This window comes from Mariprofundus sp. KV, from assembly GCF_013387475.1.
GTDB lineage: Bacteria > Pseudomonadota > Zetaproteobacteria > Mariprofundales > Mariprofundaceae > Mariprofundus.
Genome location: NZ_VWNB01000007.1, coordinates 20,444 through 43,661 on the forward strand (window position 1 = coordinate 20,444; position 23,218 = coordinate 43,661).

Annotated in this window: 19 protein-coding genes; 3 read left to right on the forward strand and 16 right to left on the reverse strand. The window is 52.7% G+C overall.

All coding sequences use genetic code 11. The features are described from left to right. Positions 1 to 8 precede the first annotated feature (8 nt). The 14 genes from F3F93_RS06865 to hrcA form a co-directional block, all read right to left on the reverse strand. Positions 9 to 545 carry a Spy/CpxP family protein refolding chaperone gene (locus F3F93_RS06865; protein ID WP_176958437.1) on the reverse strand — a complete coding sequence of 179 codons (537 nt, stop codon included), beginning with the start codon at positions 543 to 545 and terminating at the stop codon, positions 9 to 11. 24 nt (positions 546 to 569) lie between these two features. Beyond that, the gene (locus tag F3F93_RS06870) at positions 570 to 2,777 is read right to left on the reverse strand and encodes a TonB-dependent receptor (protein WP_206675389.1); all 2,208 of its coding nucleotides are present in this window, start codon (positions 2,775 to 2,777) and stop codon (positions 570 to 572) included. 175 nt (positions 2,778 to 2,952) lie between these two features. Further along, entirely contained in the window at positions 2,953 to 3,648 is a 696-nt protein-coding gene (locus F3F93_RS06875) for an energy transducer TonB (RefSeq protein ID WP_176958438.1), read from the reverse strand. Position 3,649: 1 nt separating this feature from the next. Next, the gene (locus F3F93_RS06880; RefSeq protein WP_176958439.1) at positions 3,650 to 4,060 is read right to left on the reverse strand and encodes a biopolymer transporter ExbD; all 411 of its coding nucleotides are present in this window, start codon (positions 4,058 to 4,060) and stop codon (positions 3,650 to 3,652) included. Beyond that, positions 4,050 to 4,679 carry a MotA/TolQ/ExbB proton channel family protein gene (locus F3F93_RS06885; protein ID WP_176958440.1) on the reverse strand — a complete coding sequence of 210 codons (630 nt, stop codon included), beginning with the start codon at positions 4,677 to 4,679 and terminating at the stop codon, positions 4,050 to 4,052. Before F3F93_RS06885 ends, F3F93_RS06880 begins: the two co-directional genes overlap by 11 nt. A gap of 175 nt (positions 4,680 to 4,854) precedes the next feature. Continuing rightward, the gene (locus F3F93_RS06890) at positions 4,855 to 7,128 is read right to left on the reverse strand and encodes a TonB-dependent receptor (RefSeq protein WP_176958441.1); all 2,274 of its coding nucleotides are present in this window, start codon (positions 7,126 to 7,128) and stop codon (positions 4,855 to 4,857) included. 282 nt (positions 7,129 to 7,410) lie between these two features. Continuing rightward, positions 7,411 to 7,956 (reverse strand): response regulator transcription factor, encoded by a 546-nt coding sequence (locus tag F3F93_RS06895; RefSeq protein ID WP_176958442.1) that lies wholly within the window; start codon positions 7,954 to 7,956, stop codon positions 7,411 to 7,413. Positions 7,957 to 7,958: 2 nt separating this feature from the next. Beyond that, entirely contained in the window at positions 7,959 to 9,266 is a 1,308-nt protein-coding gene (locus F3F93_RS06900) for an ATP-binding protein (protein ID WP_176958443.1), read from the reverse strand. A 357-nt stretch (positions 9,267 to 9,623) separates the two neighbouring features. Then, on the reverse strand, positions 9,624 to 10,127 hold the full coding sequence (locus F3F93_RS06905) for a four-helix bundle copper-binding protein (protein WP_176958444.1): 504 nt from the start codon (positions 10,125 to 10,127) through the stop codon (positions 9,624 to 9,626). Between the two features lie 295 nt (positions 10,128 to 10,422). Then, a complete protein-coding gene (gene dapB, locus F3F93_RS06910) occupies positions 10,423 to 11,232 on the reverse strand; it encodes a 4-hydroxy-tetrahydrodipicolinate reductase (protein WP_176958445.1) in 810 nt (269 codons plus the stop codon). Beyond that, positions 11,232 to 12,377 carry a molecular chaperone DnaJ gene (gene dnaJ / locus F3F93_RS06915; RefSeq protein ID WP_176958446.1) on the reverse strand — a complete coding sequence of 382 codons (1,146 nt, stop codon included), beginning with the start codon at positions 12,375 to 12,377 and terminating at the stop codon, positions 11,232 to 11,234. The genes dapB and dnaJ overlap by 1 nt, the downstream gene beginning before the upstream one ends. A gap of 181 nt (positions 12,378 to 12,558) precedes the next feature. After that, positions 12,559 to 14,472: a molecular chaperone DnaK gene (gene dnaK / locus F3F93_RS06920; protein WP_176958447.1), complete on the reverse strand. Its 1,914-nt coding sequence runs from the start codon at positions 14,470 to 14,472 to the stop codon at positions 12,559 to 12,561. A 274-nt stretch (positions 14,473 to 14,746) separates the two neighbouring features. Next, a complete protein-coding gene (locus tag F3F93_RS06925) occupies positions 14,747 to 15,298 on the reverse strand; it encodes a nucleotide exchange factor GrpE (protein ID WP_176958448.1) in 552 nt (183 codons plus the stop codon). 36 nt (positions 15,299 to 15,334) lie between these two features. Beyond that, positions 15,335 to 16,366 (reverse strand): heat-inducible transcriptional repressor HrcA, encoded by a 1,032-nt coding sequence (hrcA, locus tag F3F93_RS06930; protein WP_176958449.1) that lies wholly within the window; start codon positions 16,364 to 16,366, stop codon positions 15,335 to 15,337. Between the two features lie 250 nt (positions 16,367 to 16,616). On the opposite strand from hrcA, the gene F3F93_RS06935 reads away from it, so the two are divergent. Beyond that, a complete protein-coding gene (locus F3F93_RS06935) occupies positions 16,617 to 17,081 on the forward strand; it encodes a L,D-transpeptidase (protein ID WP_176958450.1) in 465 nt (154 codons plus the stop codon). A gap of 270 nt (positions 17,082 to 17,351) precedes the next feature. Beyond that, positions 17,352 to 18,317, forward strand: a complete 966-nt coding sequence (locus tag F3F93_RS06940) for a serine hydrolase (protein ID WP_176958451.1) — start codon at positions 17,352 to 17,354, stop codon at positions 18,315 to 18,317. On the opposite strand, the gene F3F93_RS06945 is transcribed toward F3F93_RS06940, so the two are convergent. After that, the gene (locus tag F3F93_RS06945; RefSeq protein WP_176958452.1) at positions 18,211 to 19,473 is read right to left on the reverse strand and encodes a serine hydrolase; all 1,263 of its coding nucleotides are present in this window, start codon (positions 19,471 to 19,473) and stop codon (positions 18,211 to 18,213) included. The two genes, F3F93_RS06940 and F3F93_RS06945, sit on opposite strands and share 107 nt — an antisense overlap. Next, complete coding sequence (locus F3F93_RS06950) at positions 19,470 to 22,394, reverse strand: PEP/pyruvate-binding domain-containing protein (protein ID WP_176958453.1); 2,925 nt, start codon at positions 22,392 to 22,394, stop codon at positions 19,470 to 19,472. The genes F3F93_RS06945 and F3F93_RS06950 overlap by 4 nt, the downstream gene beginning before the upstream one ends. A gap of 232 nt (positions 22,395 to 22,626) precedes the next feature. Here F3F93_RS06950 and F3F93_RS06955 point away from each other — a divergent pair, with 232 nt between their 5' ends. Continuing rightward, complete coding sequence (locus tag F3F93_RS06955) at positions 22,627 to 23,196, forward strand: hypothetical protein (protein ID WP_176958454.1); 570 nt, start codon at positions 22,627 to 22,629, stop codon at positions 23,194 to 23,196. Positions 23,197 to 23,218: the final 22 nt, after the last annotated feature.

Here is a 23,218-nt window from a genome sequence, read left to right on the forward strand (position 1 = left end):
TTCCCGCTTCACTTCTTAGCACCCATGGCTTTTTTGCCTGCATAGAGGCTGGATTTCTGCTCATCAGTGAGCAGGCGTGAAGCTTTTACCGAGGCCATCAGGTTGGCTTCGTATTTGGCTGCACGCAGCTCACCCATGCGTTGGCTATAGGCTTTGATATCACTATCTTTCAAGTTGCCGCCGTGCAGTTTGCCACGCAATGCAGCCACTTCGATCTGAGCTTCGGCATGGGCTTTGGCAGCACCGGTTTCGGCCGCTACCAGCAGTTCACCGATCTGTTTGCGCTGCTTATCACTCAAAGCGATGGCATCGGCCTTCTTGAGAATCTTGCGAATATAGTCAGGGCTGTTGCCCGGAATGTTATGGTGCCCCGATTTCTTATAACCCGATCCTTTGGCATCGCCTTGCACACAATTTTCTGCCTTGGCGCCCTTAAAATCGCAGCTTTCGGATGCACATGGCTTACCACCACAGGCCAGCGCCGGGCTTGAGAGCAGCAGTGCAGTCGCTGCCGCGATAATCAGCTGTTTCATCTGTTTGTTCATATCTTCTCCCTCGGTATGGTTTGATTAAAATGTTGCGGTTACGCCAGCTGTCCAGCGGCGACCGGGATTGACCACGATAGAGAGGTCTTCTGCGTTGTAGGAAAAATCGCCATTGCTGTCGTAATAACCGCGTGCGGTGTTGTAGACGGTGCGATCCAGCACGTTATCCATGCGTCCAAACAGCGACCACTTCACACCGTTATTGGCTCCTGTTGTGAAATCGTAGTTGGCTACCAGATCGAACAGGGTATGGCCTCCGATCTTCTCCTGATTAATCTCATCGGCAAAATAGGAGGATTGCGCATTCATCTCACCGGTGAGGGTGAAGCCTGCGAACGGGTTAATCCGTGCAGCCAGAAAGATTTTATGCTTGGGAGTACGCGGCACTGTTTTACCGCTATTATTGTAGGTCACGATTCTGCTTGCACCCGGTGCCGGACTGAAGCGGTTGCCCAACAGCAGGTTGTAGTTGTCATAGCGGGTGAATTTCGCATCCAACAGTGTGTAGGCCAGATCCATCGAAAAGAGCTGCTGCTGATCAGTTTTGACAGCCAGTTCAACACCGCGATTGCGCATACCACCGATATTCTGGTACTGATCGGTTACACCGGTTGCAGGATTGGCATACTGACCGGCCACATTGAGGATAAAATCCTTACGATCAATCTGGAAAGCAGCGATATCCCACTCAATACCCCCAATTAGATCGAGCTTTCCACGCATACCTACCTCAAAGTTATAGGCCTGCTCAGGTTTCAGGTTCGGATTCGCAGCAACACCGCCGGTCAAATTGATTGTGCCTGCAAATAGCTGCTGAATAGTCGGAGCCCTGAAGCCAGTTGAGACATTCGTATAGAGTGAGGCAGAATCACTGAAATCATAATTCAGACCAGCACGCCACGAGCCGACATTAAAATTCTTACTCAGAGATGCAGCTGCAGCAGCTGGAAGATAGTCATCATAGCTCAGTTTCATATGGTCATAACGACCATTCACGGTTGCTGATAGTGCATCGGTCACGGCAAATTTCAGCTCACCATAAGTTGCATACATGCGCTCTTTTGTCTTGTCATCTGCAGTAACCGTACCTGCAGTAACACCGGAGAAGGGGCTTGGACTGGCGCGATGGCTCTGCAGAATTGTCACTTTGTTCTTGTAGCTGTTATCGCGCAGATCAACGGCACCCAACCAGCCAAGCGTCTCACTGCTGCCGCGCCACTCACCCTTGATGCCACGCTGAACCTGTTTGTAATCATTGCCGTTGGCATAGGCGTTCACATCAGTCACAGCCGCGCCTGTCGTGCTGTAACGAATAGGAGAGGACCAGTATTTGGTGTGATCACCAAACTGGTAGATATTGAGCATCAGGTTACTGGTCTCAGAGATATCGTTGGCATAGGTGAGATAGAACTTACCCAGATCAACATTATAGTGACGGGCAAAATCACGGCCATTTACACTGGTAGGATCCAGTGCGGCCTGAGAAATGCCTGTAACCGTACCGTGGCTATCCTTGAAACGTTTGGCCACCTCCCAGCCAAATGTCAGATCACTGCTGTCAGAGAGATAACCCTGCAGCTTTCCATTCAGATAATCGGCTTTGTAATCACCCTGATAATAGTAACCTTTTGCATCCCTGCGACTCACCTGCACATGACCGGACACTTTATCGGCTGCAAAACCGGCACGTGCCAAACCACGCTTATAACCAAAGCTTCCCGCTTCGCCAGAAAGCTGACCACCGGCCATTTTAGCACCGCGTTTGGTGGTAATGATCACCGCACCGGCCAGAGCATCATCACCAAAGAGATAAGAGGCACCACCCTTAATCACTTTGATCGATTCGATGTCATCCATATTGATATTCACGCGTCCTGTGCGCTCAAATACCGGCACACCATCAATCACCACGGCCACACCCGGCTTCTCGCCCATAAAGCGCTGATTTTCCACACCACGGATATGAATTTTCAGTGAATCCTGACTCTGTAATTCAGCCGTCACACCCGGAATAGCATCAAGGATCTGTTTGATGTTCTCGGCATGTGCCTCTTCCACCTTGTTGCCTGAAATCACAGAGATATTGGAGGGTTCGCCGCGTTTGGACTCAAAGCGGTCATCAATGGTGGTGGAGTCCACCCGCATCAACCCCATATCTTCGGCTCCTGCCATATGCGGCATCATCAGCATTGTTGCTGCCGCTACCACCTGCGTTCTAATTTTCAAATTCATCTCTTCTCCCCTGTCTTATTTCAAAAAACAGGCGGATTTTATGAGCCGAAGTAAATGTAGAAATTAGGCAAAACGACGCAGGGCAAATTGTCGCGCGACAGATTGACGCACCCCTGCTTCACGATCAAATGCATTTACTGGAAACAGGAGACTGTAAGAGGAACCCGAATAAAAATCAGGATGCATCCAGATTAAAGCGCATGCGAAACTCGCACTCAAGCGGGCAGTCGATCGTCGCTGGAGGCAAAGGCAACGGCAACGCCTTCTCTACAGCCTTTCTGGCTGCTGAAACCAGCATGGTTGGACCATCTTCAACCACCAGCTGGTGCGTTGAACCATCTGGAAGCAGCTTGAAACTGATATGCACTTCACCCTCAATTCCGCGCCGGCGAGCTGCTTTCGGATACCATTTATGCTGTTCGATATGTGCCATCACCTCGGTGAGGTAGCGTTCGGTTTCTCGCTTGATCAACCCCTGATCAATCTGTGGTGTGGCTGCCGCAGCTACGGCCATCGGCTGCGCAACGACTACCGGTTGTGGTTCACTGATCTGCTCTTGAACCACCTCTTCTACAGGCTCAGCGACCTTCTTACGCACCTTTTTTTTCACCACTTTCTTCACCGGCTCCGGCGTCGGTTCCACAATCTTTTTCTCTTTCGGTTTGATCTCAGGAACAACTTCCGGTGTCACAACTGGCTCTACAGCCGGTGTTAAAAAACTCAGGCGTGTGACTGACTGTGTCGGCGGCTGCACAATACCTGCCGGTGCCCCGCCAAAACTGGCAAACAGAGCCCCGTGCAGCAGCAGAGAGAGGCCGATTGCGCCATAACGAACCACTCTGTTTGCAGGTGCTACCACTACCGGACTCATGTTAATCCCGATCCGGCTGCTCAGTGACAATATCGACACCCTCTGCACCAGCCAGGCGCGCTGCATCAATCACCTTCACCGAATCACCAAAACCGGCATCTTTGTCACCACGAATCAGCACACGCTTCTCATCTCTTGCAGCAAGCAGGGGCCGCAAGTACGCCTGCAGCGCATCAATCGCGACCTGCTGATCTGCGACCATGATCTGGCCTGTGCCGGTCAGCTTGATCTCAAGCGGTTTCTGATCATCAAGTGATAGCGCACTTTCTGCTTCCGGCAACTCAATCGGCAGCCCCTGATCCTTCACAAAATGGGCGGTGAGCATAAAAAAGACCAGCAGCAGAAAAACGATATCAATCAGCGGTGTCAGGTTCGGTGCCTGACCACTCCTGCGTGCCCCCTCAAATTGCATGGGCCAGCGAGTCCCTGTGTTTAACCTGGTTATCTTCACTGTTCAGCGCGATATGCGGCAACTGCTCGATCACCATCGAAGCGACCCGCTGCATCGACTTGGCACGTTTATCAACCAACCCTTCAAGAAAGTGCAGTAGAAACAGAACAGGGATTGCCACGGCCAGCCCTGCGCCGGTTGTTACCATCGCTTCCCAAATGCCACCAGCCAGCACCATCGCATCGACCTTGCCTCCGGCAGCCTCAATCACCTGAAAGGCTTTGATCATGCCGGTGATCGTGCCAAACAGGCCTAATAGCGGCGCTGTATTACCCAGCCAGGCCAGCGTACGCAGTCCGGACTCCATACGCGCCAGTTGATCTGATCCAATGCGTGAAGCCACACGTACCAGATCCTTCACACCTTCACTGGCAGCCTGTTGCACACCCATAGCAATCGCCGCTTCCGGTGAAATGCGTTTACCACTGCTCTGATAGAGGGAGTCCAGATCACCACTGACTTTGGGCAACAGATTGAGATGAATCAGTCGCTCGACCACAATGGCAACCGCCACCACGGAGTAACCGAGCAGCACCCACATCACCGGGCCACCTTTATCTATCAGCGTGGTAATTTCCATAAACTCTCCCCTTATTCAAAACTGGATGAGGGGAGAGTTTATAAACTGATCAGAAACTATACATGGGGCAAATTGTCGCAGTAATATCCAACGATGGTTTGTACGACACTCCCAACGACAACAGCCAAAAACATCTGTTATTTAAAAAGCTATTGAGTATTGATGTTTATTACTACTACATCTTGAGAGTCATACCGACATAGATCGAACGCCCCATACCCGGAACAGCTACACCCCAGGGTACATCTGCAGCGGACATGGTCTTACCCTGGCCTGTATAAGCGCCGCCGAGTGGATCGTTATAGAATTTATTAAGCAGGTTCTCAATACCGGCATCAACACGGAGATGTTTCCACTCGTAGCTGCCGCGCAGATTCAGCAGCCCGTATCCTGCGGTCGCAACCTCATTTCTAATCTGTGAAACCTTTGTTTTGGCAGCGACCATCTCAGCTTCGAGACTACTGGTCCAGCCGCCCAGACGGTGCGTAAGGCCAAGTCGGCCGTTCAATGGCATAATGTTGTAAAGGTTATCATTGGTAGTCTTGTTCTTGCCGCGCACGTAATTCAAAATACCAGAGGCCGAGAGGCTGCCAAAGCTACCATCTTCAACCAGAGTGAGTTGACTTGAGAGATCAACACCATGAATTTCAGCCAACTTGTTGGCAAACTGCAGATACACAAACCCTGTCGTAGCAGTCTGGTTAGCCGCACCACAGTTGGCATTGGCTGAAGAGCAACGGTTTACATCGATATAGTCTTTAACACGACTGAAGTATGGCGTGACCTTTACCTCCCACTGCTTCTCCTCAGCATCATGAAAATCAAAGGTTGCACTGATGGTGTGAGAGGTCTCCGGTTTCAGATTGAGATTACCCACATATCCATTACCGTCGCCAGCCATATTGATCATGCGCATGGCCATGCCGCCGGTTGACCATGTATAACGCTCGTAGAGGTTAGGCGAACGGGTTTTCATACCATAACCAAACTCAAGCGTTGCGTTCTCTGACGGTGTAAAACGAACCAGAGCAGTCAGATCAATGTTATTGTCGGTTTTTTTGCGGTTAGCGGCATTAAACGCAGCGGCTTCAGCGGCATAGGTGGCGTTGTAGCCCTGCACGGTGCTGGTATCCATGCTAACGCGCTCATAGCGCACGCCGAGCTGCGTCAACCAGCGCGAATTCCACTGCGACTCCCACTCACCAAACAGGGCCAAACGGTCACGCTTACCACCGTTAATATTCCAGAAGGTGTCAGGCCACATGCCTTTTCCGGATGGCTCCCACCAGTCATCCAGGCGGTACTGCTGGCCCTCTGTACCCACTCTGAGCAACTTGCCTGCTGAAAGTGCGATATTCGCCTTAACACTACCGCCGATATTCAGACCTTCGGTATCCATTGGCATGCCCGCTGCACAGCCCATCATGCCGGCAGAAGGGGTACAGGCAACGCCATCATTTGGAGCTGCAGGCATCGCATTACCATACCAATAGAGCTTATCATCACCAAACTGCATTGCATGCTTGGTATTTTCATAGTAGGCGCGTGCTTCCAGTTCACCCCAGCTATATTGACCCTCATAACGAAGGTTTGCCTGCTTACTATCGTTTCCGGTCATATCCATGCGCTGATTTGCCCAGCCCTGATAAGGAATATCCTGTAGCCCCAGTTTCACATCAACCTGATGGTCACCATTAAGCACAGCCATCGCAATCGACTGATTGGTCGTTTTGTACATGGTGGAGCCAACCTCATCTGCTGCCAGCCAACCCCTGCCTGCTGCTGCAAGACCTGCCGCTTTGAAATCGCCTCCGGCTTTGTAATCATCACCCTTGGCTGTGGAACCACGGTAGCTCAAGCTGACGTTTTCACTGGCCACTGTAGCAGATGCATTTGCACCCTGAACATTGCCATTGCTACGATAGAATGCGCCAATCTCGCCTTTGGTCAGAATTCCCTCGCCAGGCTTGGCAAACTCAGAATCTTCGGAATCCACGATGATGGTACCGCCGATGCTGTCGCCACCAATACTGACCGGCGTAATACCGGCAAAAACCATTGCACTGCCAACATTGCTCGGATCGACATATGAGAGCGCCGGATTCATGTGATTACCACATGCTGAGATAAGATCCATACCATCGACTTTGATACGCAGGCGATCATCGGCCATGCCATGAATGGCAGGCAGATTGGAAACGGCACCACCGCGCTGAAGATTTAGCCCCGGCGTGTTTTTCAGCAGGCTTGCTGCATCACTGGTAGCCGGTGCCATCGATTTCAACTCTTCCTGACTAACGATCTCGCAATGTGGCGCCTGTGTATCGGTCAGGGCCGAGCCGGTGACATCGATGACTGGCAGCGCTGCGTCCTCAGCATGCGCAATGCCGTGGCTATAGCCTGCAATCAGAGCGGCCAGAAAAGCCTGCCGATAGTGTGTATGATTCATGATTGTTTCCCCTGCTTTGTCTTTGAAAGAGATATCTAAAACGTAAGTGGGCGCGAAACATACTGACGAGAGAAAATTTTAAGATAGGGCAAATTGCCGCGCGACATATTGCCGCAGTCAGAAGGACTATTGTTCTATGGCGATCTCAATGAGCAACCAATGGGGGACAGGCCTACTCTTAGAAAACCACAAAACTGCGGGGTCTAACTACGGGGTCAGGTCTACTTTTATAACTACGGGGTCAGGTCTACTTTTATACCGCCAAAAACCCATATTAACACTTCAGGATTTTGAGGGGCGTTTGGCCAGCTTCCGTTGCAGAGTGCGGCGGTGCATGCTGAGTCGTCTGGCGGTCTCGGAGATATTGCCATCACACTCCATCAGCACCTTCTGGATATGTTCCCACTCCAGGCGTCTGGTCGACATCGGCTGTTCGGTAACCTCGGCAGTGGCATCACCGCTGTTTTTCTGTAAGGCGGCGACCACTTCATCAGCATCAGCGGGTTTGGCGAGATAGTGCGTCGCACCGAGTTTGATCGCTTCCACTGCTGTGGCAATCGAGGCGTAACCCGTTAACACAACGATACGGGTGTGTTCATCCAGCTGATGCAGCTTCTCGACCAGCACCAGGCCGGAATCACCCGGCATGCTCAGATCGACCACGGCATATTCAGGTGCCGCATCACCAATCAGTTCAATGGCATCAGCGACATTGTGCGATACCTGCACGGCAAAACCGCGTTTCTCCAGCGCAGAGGAGAGGATGCGACAGAAGAGTTCATCATCATCAACCAGCAGCAGATTCGGCAGATCCCTGTTTGCTTCCATAGCTACTCCGTTTTCAACTTCTGCAGTGGCAAGCGGATATTCACAAGTGCCCCACCCTCTGCATGATTGCTGATACTCATCTCTCCGCCAATACGGCGCACCACCTCACTGGCCAGATAGAAGCCCAGCCCGTGGCCATCTTTCTTGGTGGTGAAGAAGGGTTTGCCCAAAGCCTCCAGCGCAGCAGGACTCAAACCTTCGCCAAAATCGCGAATATCAAGATTCAGTTCAACGGCAGACCACGCTGCATTGAGTTCAATGCTATCCGGAGAAGCATCGGCAGCATTATTTAACACGTTGATTACAGCCTGATTCAGGGTCTCATCAACAACAATGGTCGGTGCCGGTTCAATCCCTTTCAGAGAGATCGCTATCGAGGTTGCCGGATGCAGCTCCTGCCAGCGTGCTATGCAGTGGTTCAGGCAGCTCTTCACATCTTCGCTATGGCCACTCTCAGCCTTCATCTGTCCGGCACTGGCACTGATCTGGCCCAAGGTCGCCTTACAGCGATCTACCTGCGAGCGCAGAATAATAATGTTCTCCAGCAGTTCGGGTTGCTGCCGATACTCCTTTTCCATCTCTTTGGTCAGTACAGCCATCGTCGCCAGCGGTGTGCCCAGCTCATGTGCAGCACCTGCGGCCAGTGTACCGAGAGAGACCATGTGCTCATCGCGCAGATTCTTCTCACGTGCTTCGGCCAGTTTCTGATCACGCTGGCGCAGCGCCTCAGCCATGGAGACCACAAAAAAGAGGATCAAGCCGACCGCCAGTAGAAAGCTGAACCACATACCCAGCACATGCAGGCTGAAATCACCGGCAGGGGAAGCACCGTGGCCGGCATGAGCACCATGATTATGGCCTGTCATCTCCTGCGTCAGCGGCACATTGATCAGCATAAGCAGTGAGTAGCAACCCAATGTGACCGCTGCCATACCCCAGACATAACGCTTGGGCAGGGTTGCCGCGACAATCACCAGTGGCAGAAGAAACAGCGAAACAAACGGATTACTGGAGCCACCGGCAAAATAGAGCAGCCCGGCAAGGGCCAGTACATCCACAACCAGATGCAGGAAAAATTCATTGGCAGATGCCGATGGGGTTTTGCGAAGACGCAACCAGAGGTATGCGTTAAACAGCGTATAGAGGCCAATCACTGAAAGCATATAGAGCAGAGGCAACTCAACTGCCAGTCCATACACAGCCAGACCAACGGCAGCCAGTTCACTTGCAATCACAGCACTTCTGAACACAAACAACCGTTTCAGGTTATAGGTACCCACCATCTCCTCAATGGAGCCTTGAATAAACATTGTTGCCTCTTCGGTTCGCATGAGAAGTTAAGCTAGGGGCTGAATAGTGATCAAACAAGCCGCGCTTCTCTGCGCCATTTTATGACTGCGAAAGGTATATGAATCAGAAAACATCGGAGTGTGACAAATTGTCGCATTTTCACAGCCTTTCTTCCCTTTAAGGATACGCCAAATCAGGGTGCTGTCGCTGCCGTGGAGGTCTCTTCCCCGGGGTGCCCGGTTCGGCAGCTCCCTGGTACTCTCACTTTCAGTAACTCTTCTAGACAAAGAAAAAGCCCGACCTTTTCAGGCCGGGCTTACAGCGAAGATCAGACTTTTGGAATGTCCGGACTTTTTCAATATTGTAGCTGAAACCAATCAGGCTTTCAGAAACCTCTTACACTCCTTGATACATTCAGCACATGCATCAGCACATGCCTTGCAGGTAGAGTGTTTCTTTTCATGTTTGCGGCATTCTTTCTCACAATCGCCACACATCTTGATACTGAGTTCACACATCTCCTTCATATGCGCAGATTCAAGCGTGGCCAGCTTTGCATGCGCCGCACAAAAGGCTCCTGTCTCCATCACAATCCTCGCGCAGTCGGCCATTGCCGTATCACCCGCCTTAAACTCGATCAGGCAATGGTGTATACAGTCATCACCGGCACGCATACACTCATGAAGAAGATCTATCATTTTCGCATGTTTACTGCCAGTTGAATGGTTATGATGCATATTGTGCTCACCAGCCGCAAAAGCCTTACTGATTCCACCCATTGCTGCAGTCGATGCCAAAGCACCAAGTCCAAGTGCGCCAGCGCTTTTAAGCATGGTCCGACGATCCATATTCGGGCCTTCCATCAATTCTTTACCGTTCATTTTTTACACCTCCGAAATCGCACCAAGGCGATAGTCTTGTATTTCCCCGGGATGTGTATTGATCTACCAATGCAAATATAGCATGCTCATTCTGGGAGTGCGACATTTTGTCGCACCTTTTCGCAACCCATTCCAAAAGCCACAAAAAAAAAAGCCCGGCCTGAGTGGGGCCGGGCTTAATACGATGGAAACTTTTGGAGAGAAAACATCGCAATACGAGTTGGTATATGCGAAGGCTAATCCCAACATCAACCCTCGAAAACAGGGCAAAATGTCGCAGGCTGTTATTCAGCAGTTAATCGCGCAGGTTGAGCACATCCTGCATGTCATACCAGCCTGCATCTTTACTCATTAGCCATGAGCCTGCACGCACCGCACCCTTGGCGAAGACCATACGATCAGAAGCAACATGGTTGATCTCAATGCGCTCCTCATCGGCAATAAACATCGCCTGATGCTCACCGACGATATTACCGCCACGCACCACAGAGAAACCGATCGAACCCGGTTTACGGGCTCCGGTAATGCCTTCACGGGAGTAGACAGCTGTCTCATCCAGCTTCACGCAGCGGCCAGCAGCCAGTGCACGCCCCATCGCCAGCGCTGTACCGCTTGGTGCATCCACCTTGTGTTTGTGATGCGCTTCAAAAATTTCGGCATCGTAATCATCACCAAGTACTTCCGCAGCGCGTTCAATCAGGCTCAGGGCCAGATTCACACCCACAGAATAGTTTGCTGCCATCACCACGGGAGAATTTGAGAGAATCTCACGCAACGCATCCAGCTGGGCCGCTTCAAAACCGGTGGTTCCAATCACCATGCCCATGCCGTGTTCTGCAGCAAAAGCGGCGTGAGCCAGTGTTGCAGCAGGTGCGGTGAAATCGATAATCACGTCGGCTTCACAGCAGCTCTGAATATTATCTGTTATTTTTATCCCTAGCGTCTCTACACCAGCCAGTTCACCGGCATCACGACCAATAAACGGAGAACCTGATCGCTCGGTTGCTCCGGCAACTGTTACGCCCTGAGTATCACACACCGCACGAACAAGCATGCGACCCATACGCCCGGAAGCACCTACAATCACAATCCTCATATCAGCCATTACTTGCCCTCCTGGGAGAGATCATCCCAGAAATCCTTCACCTTGCCCAGAAAAGAGGAGCGTTCAGGATAGACATCATCACCCGCCTCATTGGCAAATTCGCGCAGCAGCTGCTCCTGCCTGGCGCTCATCTTCTTCGGTACGGCGATCTGTACACGCACATAGAGATCACCCTTCTGGCTACCGTTACGTACATCAGGAACACCGTGACTGCGCAGTCGGAATACACGCCCCGCCTCGGTTCCGGCCGGAATCTTGATCTTGATCTTACCGTCGAGCGTTGGCGCATCCACTTCCGCACCCAGTGTTGCCTGCGGGAATGTCACCGGCATTGTGCAGTAGAGATCAGCACCATCGCGTTCAAAAATCTTGTGCGCTTTGAGTGAGATGACAATGTAGAGATCACCCGAAGGTGTGCCGTACTCACCCGCTTCACCTTCACCGGTCACACGGACCTGCGCACCCTCATAAACACCGGCAGGCACCTTTACCTTGAGCTTCTTATTGACCTTGTTGCGTCCTGCACCACCGCAATCCAGACAGGGTGATTCAATACGTGTACCCTTACCATGACAGGTCGGACATGTACGACGCACAGCAAAGAAACCCTGCTGCATCTGCACCTGACCATGGCCGCCACAGGTGTTACATGGCACCGGATTGGAACCGGGACGAGCGCCACTGCCATTACAGGTGTTGCAACTCTCATGGCGCGGAATGTTCAGCTCCACCTCTTTACCACTGGCCGCCTCTTCAAGGGTTATGGAGAGGTTATAACGCAGATCGGCACCACGTGTTGCGCGACCACCACCGCGACCACCGAACATATCACCGAACACGTCACCGAACATATCGCCAAAGTCGCGGAAGGCGTGTGAATCCTGAGCACCACCACGGCCCCAGAAATCCTGCATCTGCTCATCAACACCAGCATGACCATACTGATCAAAACGCGCCCGTTTATTGCTATCGGTCAGCACCTCATAGGCTTCGGTAACTTCACGGAAATTTTCAGCCGCCTTCTCATCATCCGGATTGCGATCCGGATGATACTTCATCGCCAGTTTGCGGTAGGCCCGTTTGATGGTGTTTTCATCGGCATCTTTAGCCACACCCAGCACTTCATAATAGTCGCGTTTGGACACTTTTGCTCCTTATTGACCCTTAAATGGCCAAAGGAGTGGAGGCTTTCGCCACCACTCCTCCGTATTTCTTGCTACACTATCCGCACAAGGATGTGCGGCTTGAGTAAGCAGGGTAAAACTCGCATGTTTTGCCCTGCGTCAAAGACCGAGAGGCATGGATGCCCGAGGTCGCTCAAACAAATCACTTCTTATCGTTTTCATCCACAACTTCGGCATCAACGATATCAGCATCCCTGGCCGCATCAGAATCCGCTGCTCCGGAAGCACCTTCGGCCTGAGCCTGCTCCTTCTGCATATCCTGATAGATCGCCTCACCCAGCTTCTGCGACTTCTCTGCAAGCTTGGTCTCAGCAGCCGCGATGGTGTCGGTATCACCGCCCTCAATCGCTTTCTTCAACTCTTCCAGCGCATCTTCGATCTCTTTGCGAGTGGCCTCATCAACCTTGTCGCCATGCTCTTTGAGTGACTTCTCGGTTGAATAGACCAGTGCATCTGCACGGTTCTTCGCTTCGATCTGCTCTTTGAGCTTCTTGTCTGCATCAGCATTAGCCTCTGCATCCTTCTTCATACGCTCGATCTCCTCCTCGGAGAGGCCGGAACCGGACTCAATACGGATGGAGGTCTCTTTGCCGGTACCCTTATCTTTAGCATGCACATGCATAATACCGTTGGCATCGATGTCGAATGTCACTTCAATCTGCGGCATGCCACGTGGTGCCGGTGCAATACCTTCAAGATTAAACAGGCCGAGCTGCTTGTTGGCTGCAAAGAGGTCACGCTCACCCTGTGCCACTTTAATGGTTACCGCAGTCTGATTATCAGCTGCTGTGGTATAGGTCTGACTCTTCTTGGAGGGGATCGTGGTGTTCTTCTCGATGATCTTGTTGAACAGGCCACCCTCAACCTCAATACCGAGCGAAAGCGGAGTAACATCCAGCAGCAGTACGTCGGTCACATCACCGGTCAGTACCGCACCCTGAATCGCGGCACCAATCGCTACCACTTCATCCGGGTTCACACCCTTGTGCGGTTCGCGACCGAAGAACTCCTGCACCTTCTGCTGTACCAGCGGCATACGGGTCATACCACCAACCAGCACCACTTCATGAATATCACCGGCTTTCACACCAGCATCTTTCAGAGCCTGTTTGCACGGCTCGATGGAGCTGGCAACCAGATCGCCAACCAGAGACTCAAACTTGGCGCGTGAGAGCTTGATCAGAAGGTGTTTAGGACCGGATGCATCAGCCGTAATAAATGGCAGATTCACTTCGGTCTGTGTGCTTGAAGAGAGCTCGATCTTCGCCTTCTCCGCCGCCTCTTTCAGACGCTGCAGCGCCAGCTTGTCGGTCATCAGATCAACGCCGTGCTCTTTCTTGAACTCAGCCGCCAGATACTTGATCAGCACCTGATCGAAATCTTCACCACCGAGGAATGTATCGCCATTGGTCGCTTTCACTTCAAATACGCCATCGCCGATCTCAAGGATTGAGATATCGAAGGTACCGCCACCCAGATCGTATACGGCAATTAGATGGTTCTCTTCAGTTTTGTCCAGACCATAAGCCAGTGCAGCAGCAGTCGGCTCGTTAACAATACGCAGCACATTCAGACCGGCAATCGCACCGGCATCCTTGGTTGCCTGACGCTGGGAGTCGTTGAAGTAGGCTGGCACGGTGATCACCGCATCTTTTACTGACTCGCCCAGATAATCTTCAGCAGTCTTCTTCATCTTCTGCAGTGTGATTGCAGAGATCTCCTGCGGGCTCATCTTCTTGCCATCCACTTCCAGCCATGCATCGCCATTATCAGCGGCTACCAGCGGATAGGAGACCAGATCTTTATGATGTTTCGCCTCTTTCGAGTCGAACTTGCGTCCGATCAGGCGTTTAACTGCATAGAAGGTTTTGTCCGGATTGGTCACCATCTGGCGTTTGGCCGATGCACCAACCAGACGCTCATCAGCTGTGAATGCAACAACAGAAGGGGTGGTATTGTCACCTTCACTGTTGGCAATCACCTTGGCTTTATCGCCTTCCATTACGGCTACACACGAGTTGGTGGTGCCGAGGTCAATTCCAATTACTTTTGCCATGTTTTCCTGCTCCTGATTATACGTTAAAAACTGTTATTCAAACTCTCTTGAGCTGTTTATGGGGGACGCGATTTCCACTTTCAACCCCCCATCTAAAATTATTTAGATAAATAATCATGTTCACCACAGAGGCACAAAGTAAAACCAATATTATTCATCTATTCTCTCTGAAATATGATTGAGCTGTGTTTGCACTGGAGAAAAGCAAAGGCAGCCACCTCTTATATTTCAACTATTTTGTACCTCTGTGCCTTAGTGGTAAAAGGCTTTTGACTTATGCTGCCGGGCCACTGGAGACCAGCACCTTGGCCGGACGAATCAGACGGCCATGCAGGGTGTAACCCGCCACATGCTGGGCGATCACCGTGCCTGTTGGTTCTGCACTTGGCATCTGCGAGAGCGCCTCATGGTGATGCGGATCAAACGGTTCACCGACTGCATCAATACGTTTCACTTCAAAGCGGCTCATCATCTCGTGCCAGCTGTTAAGGGTGAGCTGAACGCCCTCCCGGAAAGCCGCCTCGTTTCCCTCTTCTACAGCCAGTGCACGCTCCAGATTATCCATCACATCGAGCAGGGATGTGGCAAACTTCTCGACACCGAACTTATGCGCATCAGCGATTTCGCGCTGGGTGCGTTTACGCAGGTTATCCATCTCGGCATGGGTGCGCAGCAGCTTGTCTTTGAGCTCTGCAATCTCCGCCTGTGCAGCCTGCAATGGATCAACCTCAGGCTCAGCCACTACCTCATCACCATTTTCATCAAGCTGAATGCTCTCATCCAGTTCAACCTCTACTTCAGCGTCCTTACCCTTCTTTCCAATCAATGTAAGCTCCTTCTATCCGGCAATTAATGAATTCAACTATTTTGTCTGCAGACCACCGCCAAGCATTCGACTCACCCACTTGGCCGTACAATCTACTATCGGAACGACCCGCTCGTAGTGCATGCGCCGTGGCCCGATCACGCCGAGTGTACCAACCAGGTTGGCAGGCCCCTGATAACGCGACAACACCACTGAAACCTGTTCCATGTTCACCAGCGCATGTTCGCTACCGATAAACACCTTCACGCCACTCTCCTCAGACTCCACCTGCTCAACCAGATGCAGCAGCTGCTCGCGCTCCTCAATGGCACACATCAGCGATCTGATCGTATCCACCACGGCAAACTCAGGCATCTCAAGCAGCTGGCGCTGACCACTGACAAACATTTCAGTCTGACCCTCTGTAGGGGCATCGGCCCAGCGTTTCAAGTCCTCAAGCAGATGCCGCACCTTCAGGCGATCCGTCTCCATCTCCCGCTGCAGCCTTAAGCGTGCCTCTTCCAGATTGCAGCCAGAGAGCAACTCATTCAGACGCAGGGAAATCTCATGCAACTGTGCATCGCTGGTATCCCCGGGGCGTACGATCAGACGATTCTGTACTTCCCCCGAATCGGTCACGATTACTGCCAGCAACTTTTCCGAGGAGACCGGCACCAGCTCGATGCGATTAATGCGATTAAACCCCTGCTCATGCACCCATACCATGCCGGCAAAATGGGTCAGACTTGCCAGCTCATCGGTTGCCCTTTTCAGGAGGATGTTGCGCTCAGGCGTGCCCGGAAGATGCCCTGCTACCGCATTCTCAAGCTGCTGGTTCATATCAGGGTCAACCGCCATCAGCGAATCGACAAAATAGCGTAGCCCGCTATCGGTAGGCACACGCCCGGCAGAGGTGTGTGGAGAGCTGAGCATGCCCTGCCGCTCCAGCTCAGCCATCACATTACGGATCGAGGCCGGGCTCAAGCCCAGCTCACCCTGTTCCGCGAGTGTGCGCGATCCGACAGGCTGGCCTGTATTGAGGTAGGCTCGCACCACTTCACCAAGAATATGTTCGTGTCTCTCTTTCATGCGTATGGGGTATAACTCCGTTAGAGGTCAAGCACTCTAGCGAAGAGAGTGCCAGTGACAACTTCGTTTGAATTGAGCAGATGCATCCCTGCTGTTCACAACGCAGCGATAAACGCGTGGTATCATCGTTGCTCACAATATCTAATGCTCAGCATTAAATATTGGCGGCACATCCATCTCCCGTGCGCACGCTCAAAGAGCCGGGATTGCTATCCGTGCACTGATGGTTAGGGATAGCTACACTCACGCCATGATCATCGTATCCGTATCCGAGCAGATGTTATACCACCGCCGCAAAACCGGTGTCTGGTACGCCTACCCTGTTTCAACAGCCAGCAAAGGGGTGGGCAACCTCTCAGGTAGCCTCCAGACACCACTGGGCAGGCATCGTATCGCCGAGAAGATCGGCCACGGCCTGCCGCCACTGACTGCCTTCAGGGCGCGTGAGCCCTTCTGCATCTACGACCCCCAAAGCGATGATCCGAAAAAAGACTGGATCCTCACCCGTATCCTCTGGCTATCGGGGTGCGAAACCGGCAAAAACCGCCGTGGCAAGGTTGATACGTATCGCCGCTATATCTACATCCACGGCACCCACGAAGAGGAGAAAATCGGCACCCCCGCCTCGCACGGCTGCATCCGTATGAACAATGAAGATATGCTCGAGCTGTTTGAGAACAGTTATGCCGGGGAGTCGGTCCGAATCGGCAGCTAAGGCTATTCCCACCCTCTTCTCTCCCCTGTCAAATCAGCACAAACAGATCTAACCCCATGAAAAGATAAAGAAATTCATTTCCGAGTCACAATGGCACAGGTTTTGCAAAAGTAAGCCAACTCACATCAACAGGTGTTATCGGCTGCCATAGTTGCGCCTATGGATACCTCAACATGTGCAGCAAAAATGAGCAGTGGCAAGGCTTCAGGTTGTTTAAACAGCAACATTGTCGCTACACTGCGCCGAAGATTGGGGTATGGAGGTAGACAAATGAAAACAAAACTTGCCTTAGCCCTCTCTTGCGCCGCCCTGCTCGCCACCTCACAAATAGCCACTGCCGGAGACTCTTTTAGCAAACCTCTGCGCCAGCAATCCAACCCCCAGATTCAGCAGCTACTTGAACAGCGTATTGCCGACCTGCACCTGACAAGAGCCACACGCAACAAACAGCTCTCTGTTGCCCTGGTCGACATTACCGACCCGAACGCCCCTGCCATGGCCCAGATCAATGGTGATGAGATGATGTACGCTGCCAGCCTGCCCAAGATTGCCATTTTGCTGGCTGCATTCGAGCGCATCCGCGAAGGGAAACTCAAACTCACCGATGATATGCGCCAGACGATGACCAGTATGATCCGCCGCTCATCCAATCAGGCTGCAACCAAGGTGATCAGAGCTGTCGGCATCAACTACATCAATCAGGTTCTCAAATCAGACAAATACCGCCTCTACGACCCCAAACACAATGGTGGCCTCTGGGTCGGTAAAGAGTACGCCTCAGGCGTAGCCAAACATCGCGACCCTCTGCACAACATCTCCCATGGTGCTACCGCCCTGCAGACCGCCCGCTTCTACTACATGCTGGAGTCCGGAAAACTGGTTTCACCTGAATATTCACGCCAGATGAAAACCATGCTCGGCAACCCCGGCATCAACCATAAATTTGTTAAAGGTTTGAGCCAGAGCTCTCCGGATGCACTGATCTTCCGCAAATCAGGCAGCTGGCGTGACTTTCATGCCGACAGCGCCCTGATCGAACACAATGGCCGTCGCTATATTGCCGTGGCACTGGCCAACAACCCTAAGGGTGGCGAGTGGATGACTCGTCTTATTCAGGCGATGAACGAGATCATTGTTGATCTGCATCCCGGTGTTGTTGCCGGATCAGTGCATGCAAGCGCGTCGCAAGCTGTCGGTGTTGCAGAGCCGCGTTCTTCTTCAAAACATTTGATGTAATCGCCACCATATAGCGGAGCTCTCCCTCTGGAGCCTCCACAATAGCGACTGAATTCATCACATTCAGTTTGTTGCCCGCATATTTACGGCAGACAAAACCAGCTTCTGCTTCACACCTGTAGAACGAACCACTCTTGAAATAGAGCGCAGCATCGCTCAATTCCGGCGCCGAGGCATATCGAATGCGGCGCTCTGTCATATACAGTAACCGTTTAAGCCGAAGACTTGACCACGCATCCACCAACCGCCCCTGCTCCATGTGCAACAGGTATCGCATCAGCTCGCGTGTCGTACAGACACTGTTCGTGCCGGGTACACGTCGCTTACCTTCACGCGAAAAGAAGCCCCCCTGCCGCAAGCGCTCGGGATCAAGGCCACTGCGTTTCACCGCCTGTTGCAGCAGCGAGGTCAATCTCTTGCCCAGCTCCCGCGTCGAATGCTCATTGAAATAGGCCTCTTCCCTGGCTCTGCTCACCGGATAATCACGACCAAAATGGTTTAACAACATGGTATGTTTGAGCACCATGCTGGCCGCAGCATTGGAGCTTGCCGAGAGCATCCAGTCGAGATAACTCCAGAAATTGGCGCTATCCCCCTCAACAATCGGCCGTTTGATCAGCCGTTTCTGCTCCGGCAACCAGAATGGCACCTTATGGTGATCAGTGCGGATAAATCGATCGGCTGTAATCATACTGTTGCGCAGAATCTGCTGTCTGGCTGCAACATCATCGGGATAGATATCGGCAAGTGTCTGAAACAGCGCCAGTGCCAGCACCAGCTTTCCAAGACTGCCGGGGTTTCGCATCTGATCGCCATGCACCTCAGCGTAGCGTGGCCGCCCTGCATCGCTGATATCAAGCAGGCTGACGCTGTAGTGAGTCCCATCCTCGCCCAGCAGCTTGATAATCGCCTCTCTCAACAGGGGATCGGGATTGAGCAGTGGATCGCCACTGAACCCCTGCAGATGCAACTTCACCTGCTTCTGCAGCAGCAGTGCGCCTGCGGGCAGCTTGTTACCCGTCACCTCCCCCTGCCGGGCCAGTTGATAACCCTGCAAACGGCTGATACCGGTCTCTTCAGCCCCATCAAGGGGGTAGGCACTCACCAGAGGCGGCTGCCAGAGTAGTAAAAGCATGCACAGCAGAAGAGACCTCATAGCTGCCACCCCTCCTGCGGCTTCACACTCAGATCAACGCGTTGGTTGGCGGAGGCCTCCAGCTCCCTGTCCATCTCAATCAACAGCTGGCTCTGCATCGCTCGCCTGCTCTCCACAAACGGGCGCAGCTGGAACAGGGCGAGCTTACCATCTGCAAATCCGAACTCGATATCAGCCGCCATCTTTTCACCGGCTGCATCGCGTGGCATCGGAAAGCGCTGTTTGACATCGGCAGCAAGACGACGCAACTGTTCAACTTCATCACTGTCAAGCAACCTCTCCCGCCCACTGGCCTGTAGCCTCTCGATACCCCCGCCCTCTTGCAGTCGTATCTTTGTCGGCACTGAAGCCTGTGTCAGCAGACGCACGCGGCCTGTACTGCGCTCCACCCTGATCTCCTCGGCTGCCTGCCCCTCCACAGCACCGCCAACCCCCTCACTCACGGCAACAGATAGCCAGTTGCGGCTACCGTTATCAACATCGGCTGTCACCATTACACCCGACTTCTCCGAATCAAAACTCTGCAGCAGAAGCACAGAGGGGTAGAGGTGAAGTGGGTCAGTCATGTGAGCCTGTCGCCAGGCATAGGCGCGCGCGCTAAAGGGTGAGGCCCACACCTGCTGTATAGCATCCACAATCGCATCCATACCCACCACATTGGCAACTGTAAGATTCAGGCCGGCACCACTAAAACCGGGAAGATCCTCAACATTGGTATCGCTGCGCACAAAAACACCGCGATCGCCTGACTTGCGGAATATACGCAGATAGGCAAAACGCAACTGCTTTCTGAACTCATGACCGGGATCGGTGCTCACAATCCATTGCCGCAGCTTGCCCAGAAAAACGCTGGTCTGCTTCGCCTTGCTCTTTTCATCATCAATCAATGCCAGTCGCGCATACTCTGACTGCATCCATGCAAAAACAGACGGCCCCCCCTCAAAGAGCGGCTTGTCGAGGTGGTGTCGGAAAACACCAAATGGGATCACCAGCCCCAGTGGCACCAGCTTCGGATAGTGATGGTGCAGCTCGCCGAGATTGGCGGCCTTGGGTCCGGCGATAACACCTGAATCCTTGCTCCTGAGACTACCCAGCGCATGCATTCTGCGATCGTCCAGATTTAATCGCGCCCGAGAGGCCTTGATCAGGGGGGCGTCACCCCTCATCTGACTGCCAAACAGCCTCTCCCACTCCGGACTATCCTGCTCAATAACAACCCTGCCGCGCCGGCTCACAGCCAGCACCACCCTCTCACCTACATGTTCACTGATCGCTGACAGCAGCGCCTCATCAGCAACGAGATTGGGAATCCCCATGTTTCGTGCCAGCAGCTGCACATGTGAAAGCGAGCTACCCTCGCCACTGGTAATGATACCGGCCACCGGCGTCAGATCCTGCATGGTTGAGGGAAGGATATAGATGCCGTCACTGCGCAGAGGTTCGCCATGGGCAGGAGCCTGTAGCAGCACCCCGCGTTGCAGACCGGGATTAAGAGCACGCAAACGACTGTCAATTTGACGGCCAAAAAGAGTGTGTCTGATCCCTGCCAACCGGCCTGCATCAGCTATCAGGTGGTCAACTATGTGTGAGTAAGGCAGCAGAGGACTCTCGCGCAGCCGATCCGGGATCAGTCGACCGCTCAAAGGCGTGAGGGAAGCCCAGCGCTCCACTGCAGCGGAGAAGTGGAATGCCAGTGACTGCTGTGACCATTGAGGCAGACGCGCCAGATAACTTAATCGACTGTAGTAATCGCCGGCAGAGAGAGCATCCGCCGCAAGCAGCTCATCGAGTTCACCATGAAAGGCCAGCAGCTGCCGTTCAGAGAGAAAGCCAGTACCATATAGTGCCGTGCCAAGCTGGCGTAACCAGCCTATACGGGCGTCGCGGCCGGCTTCTGGATAGCCCTGCAACAAGCGATTACCCCGAACAAATATCTCCGTTTCGATAATCAGTGAACCCTGCAGCAGCCGCAGACGATCATATTTTGAGTAGTCACCCCCTCCCTGCAGCAGCTGCCGCCAGAGTTGCAGTCTGGCTGCCAGCCTCTTCACTATAGTGGCCTCATCACCACCGGCACCAAGCAGGTTGCTTGTCTCTTTAAATTGTTCAACAAGCAGGGGACTTGAGCTCTCTCCAGCCAGTTGTTCCAGTTGCCTCAAACCGGTTCGAGGGGCATAGAAAAGATCCAGTTGTTCAGCCAGCTGCGCATAGGATAACAGTAGCTCAGGCAGCCCCGCCTGATCGGCATAGTCGCGAACGCGAGTGGCATCCTGATCGTCGGGAAGCGAGTGGATTTTAACACGCAGATTCTTAAAGCCCGGATCCTGATCACCGAGCTCAGTGGCTGCCTGTCTGATTGCCGTTGCCAGTCGCTGTGGACCCGGTAGCGGCAGCCTGCGCACGGCCTCGCGCAGCAGAAGAAAACGCTCGGGTGTCCGCCATAGCGGGTCAGTCAGCAGCGCCAGCAATACTCTTGTCGCCGCCACCTGCTCATCCTCAACCTGTACTGCACCGCGATGAAAAAAACGGGAGCGTCGAAAAACCCAGCCATCATCTACACGGATTAGAAACTGCTCGAGCAGAATCTGGCTCAGCTCATCGATGCGTGCATCAGGTCCGGTAAACTGAGCTGGCGAGGTTGCTGCCAACACATTGCCAATCAGATAACCCTGATTGCGCATCTCTACCGCCCGGCTACCCAAGAGGCCGTATTGCCTGCCACCACCACGCTTGCTGCAGACATTTTCACCGGGTGGCAGTACCGAGCCATCGTTACAAAACCAGCGGATTTGCGTAAAGGGGCCATAATTATCGGTCTTGAATCCATCCACCCAGCTACGGTATTTACCGTGGTCCAGTTCAGCAGCCACAGCTGATCCCGCAAACAGCAGAGAGATCACGACAAATATTCGTAGAATCATATCATGAGTATAGATTCAGAGCAGGTAGCTTACCATGATGAATATCTGATACGGTTATAAAACCGGCAAAACTGGCCGGTCAAATCGCCACATAGTCTGACGTTCTTTATCTCTACTGTTCATTTCACCGGCCAGGAGGTGATGTGAATTCTACCTTATGGCTACAAACAATTGCTTTCTATCATCTTTTTTTCAATAATAGTGCTTCATTGTTAATGTCTGAGGAGGGGAGATGACTGCGCAATCCAAGGAAACCAAGAAGCCACAAGATCATTCTGATGCCGCAACAGCTGGCAACGTCGACCAGATCAGGGATATTATTTTCGGATCACAGATGCGTGATTATGAGAGTCGCTTTCAGCGTCTGGAAGAGCGGCTGCTGAGTGAGCTATCGACAGTACGCAAAGAGGTCAACAATCGGGTTGAAGCACTGGAAACCTATATGCGCGGCGAAGTCGATGCGCTCAATGATCGCCTCAAATCTGAACGCGATGAACGTGAAACAGATAACAAGAATCTCGAAGATGAGATCAAGAATCTTTCTAAAGAGCTACTGCGCAAGATCAGCCAGCTGGATGAATCGATGGCCAAGCACAATCGCGATCTGCGCCAGCAGCTACTGGATCAGTCGAAGAACCTGAGCAGCGACATTGATGCAACCAGAGAGCAGTTGAAAGCGGCACTGATGCGCTCCAGCGATGAGCTGCGCGAGAGCAAAACCGATCGTGTGGCGCTGGCTGAACTCTTCTCTGAGGTATCCCTGCGCCTGAAAGATGAATTCCCCATACCCAAGGGTAAATAATACTGTCCGGGACTGCGTAAGC

Coding starts and splice junctions, on each gene's coding strand:
- F3F93_RS06900 (WP_176958443.1), bottom strand. CDS start 9,266: ATGTTTATTCAAGGCTCCATTGAGGAGATGGTGGGTACCTATAACCTG.
- F3F93_RS06890 (WP_176958441.1), bottom strand. CDS start 7,128: ATGAATCATACACACTATCGGCAGGCTTTTCTGGCCGCTCTGATTGCA.
- F3F93_RS06865 (WP_176958437.1), bottom strand. CDS start 545: ATGAACAAACAGATGAAACAGCTGATTATCGCGGCAGCGACTGCACTG.
- F3F93_RS06955 (WP_176958454.1), top strand. CDS start 22,627: ATGACTGCGCAATCCAAGGAAACCAAGAAGCCACAAGATCATTCTGAT.
- F3F93_RS06885 (WP_176958440.1), bottom strand. CDS start 4,679: ATGGAAATTACCACGCTGATAGATAAAGGTGGCCCGGTGATGTGGGTG.
- F3F93_RS06940 (WP_176958451.1), top strand. CDS start 17,352: ATGAAAACAAAACTTGCCTTAGCCCTCTCTTGCGCCGCCCTGCTCGCC.
- hrcA (WP_176958449.1), bottom strand. CDS start 16,366: ATGAAAGAGAGACACGAACATATTCTTGGTGAAGTGGTGCGAGCCTAC.
- F3F93_RS06945 (WP_176958452.1), bottom strand. CDS start 19,473: ATGAGGTCTCTTCTGCTGTGCATGCTTTTACTACTCTGGCAGCCGCCT.
- F3F93_RS06905 (WP_176958444.1), bottom strand. CDS start 10,127: ATGAACGGTAAAGAATTGATGGAAGGCCCGAATATGGATCGTCGGACC.
- F3F93_RS06895 (WP_176958442.1), bottom strand. CDS start 7,956: ATGGAAGCAAACAGGGATCTGCCGAATCTGCTGCTGGTTGATGATGAT.
- dnaK (WP_176958447.1), bottom strand. CDS start 14,472: ATGGCAAAAGTAATTGGAATTGACCTCGGCACCACCAACTCGTGTGTA.
- F3F93_RS06870 (WP_206675389.1), bottom strand. CDS start 2,777: ATGAATTTGAAAATTAGAACGCAGGTGGTAGCGGCAGCAACAATGCTG.
- F3F93_RS06880 (WP_176958439.1), bottom strand. CDS start 4,060: ATGCAATTTGAGGGGGCACGCAGGAGTGGTCAGGCACCGAACCTGACA.
- F3F93_RS06875 (WP_176958438.1), bottom strand. CDS start 3,648: ATGAGTCCGGTAGTGGTAGCACCTGCAAACAGAGTGGTTCGTTATGGC.
- dapB (WP_176958445.1), bottom strand. CDS start 11,232: ATGGCTGATATGAGGATTGTGATTGTAGGTGCTTCCGGGCGTATGGGT.
- F3F93_RS06950 (WP_176958453.1), bottom strand. CDS start 22,394: ATGATTCTACGAATATTTGTCGTGATCTCTCTGCTGTTTGCGGGATCA.
- F3F93_RS06935 (WP_176958450.1), top strand. CDS start 16,617: ATGATCATCGTATCCGTATCCGAGCAGATGTTATACCACCGCCGCAAA.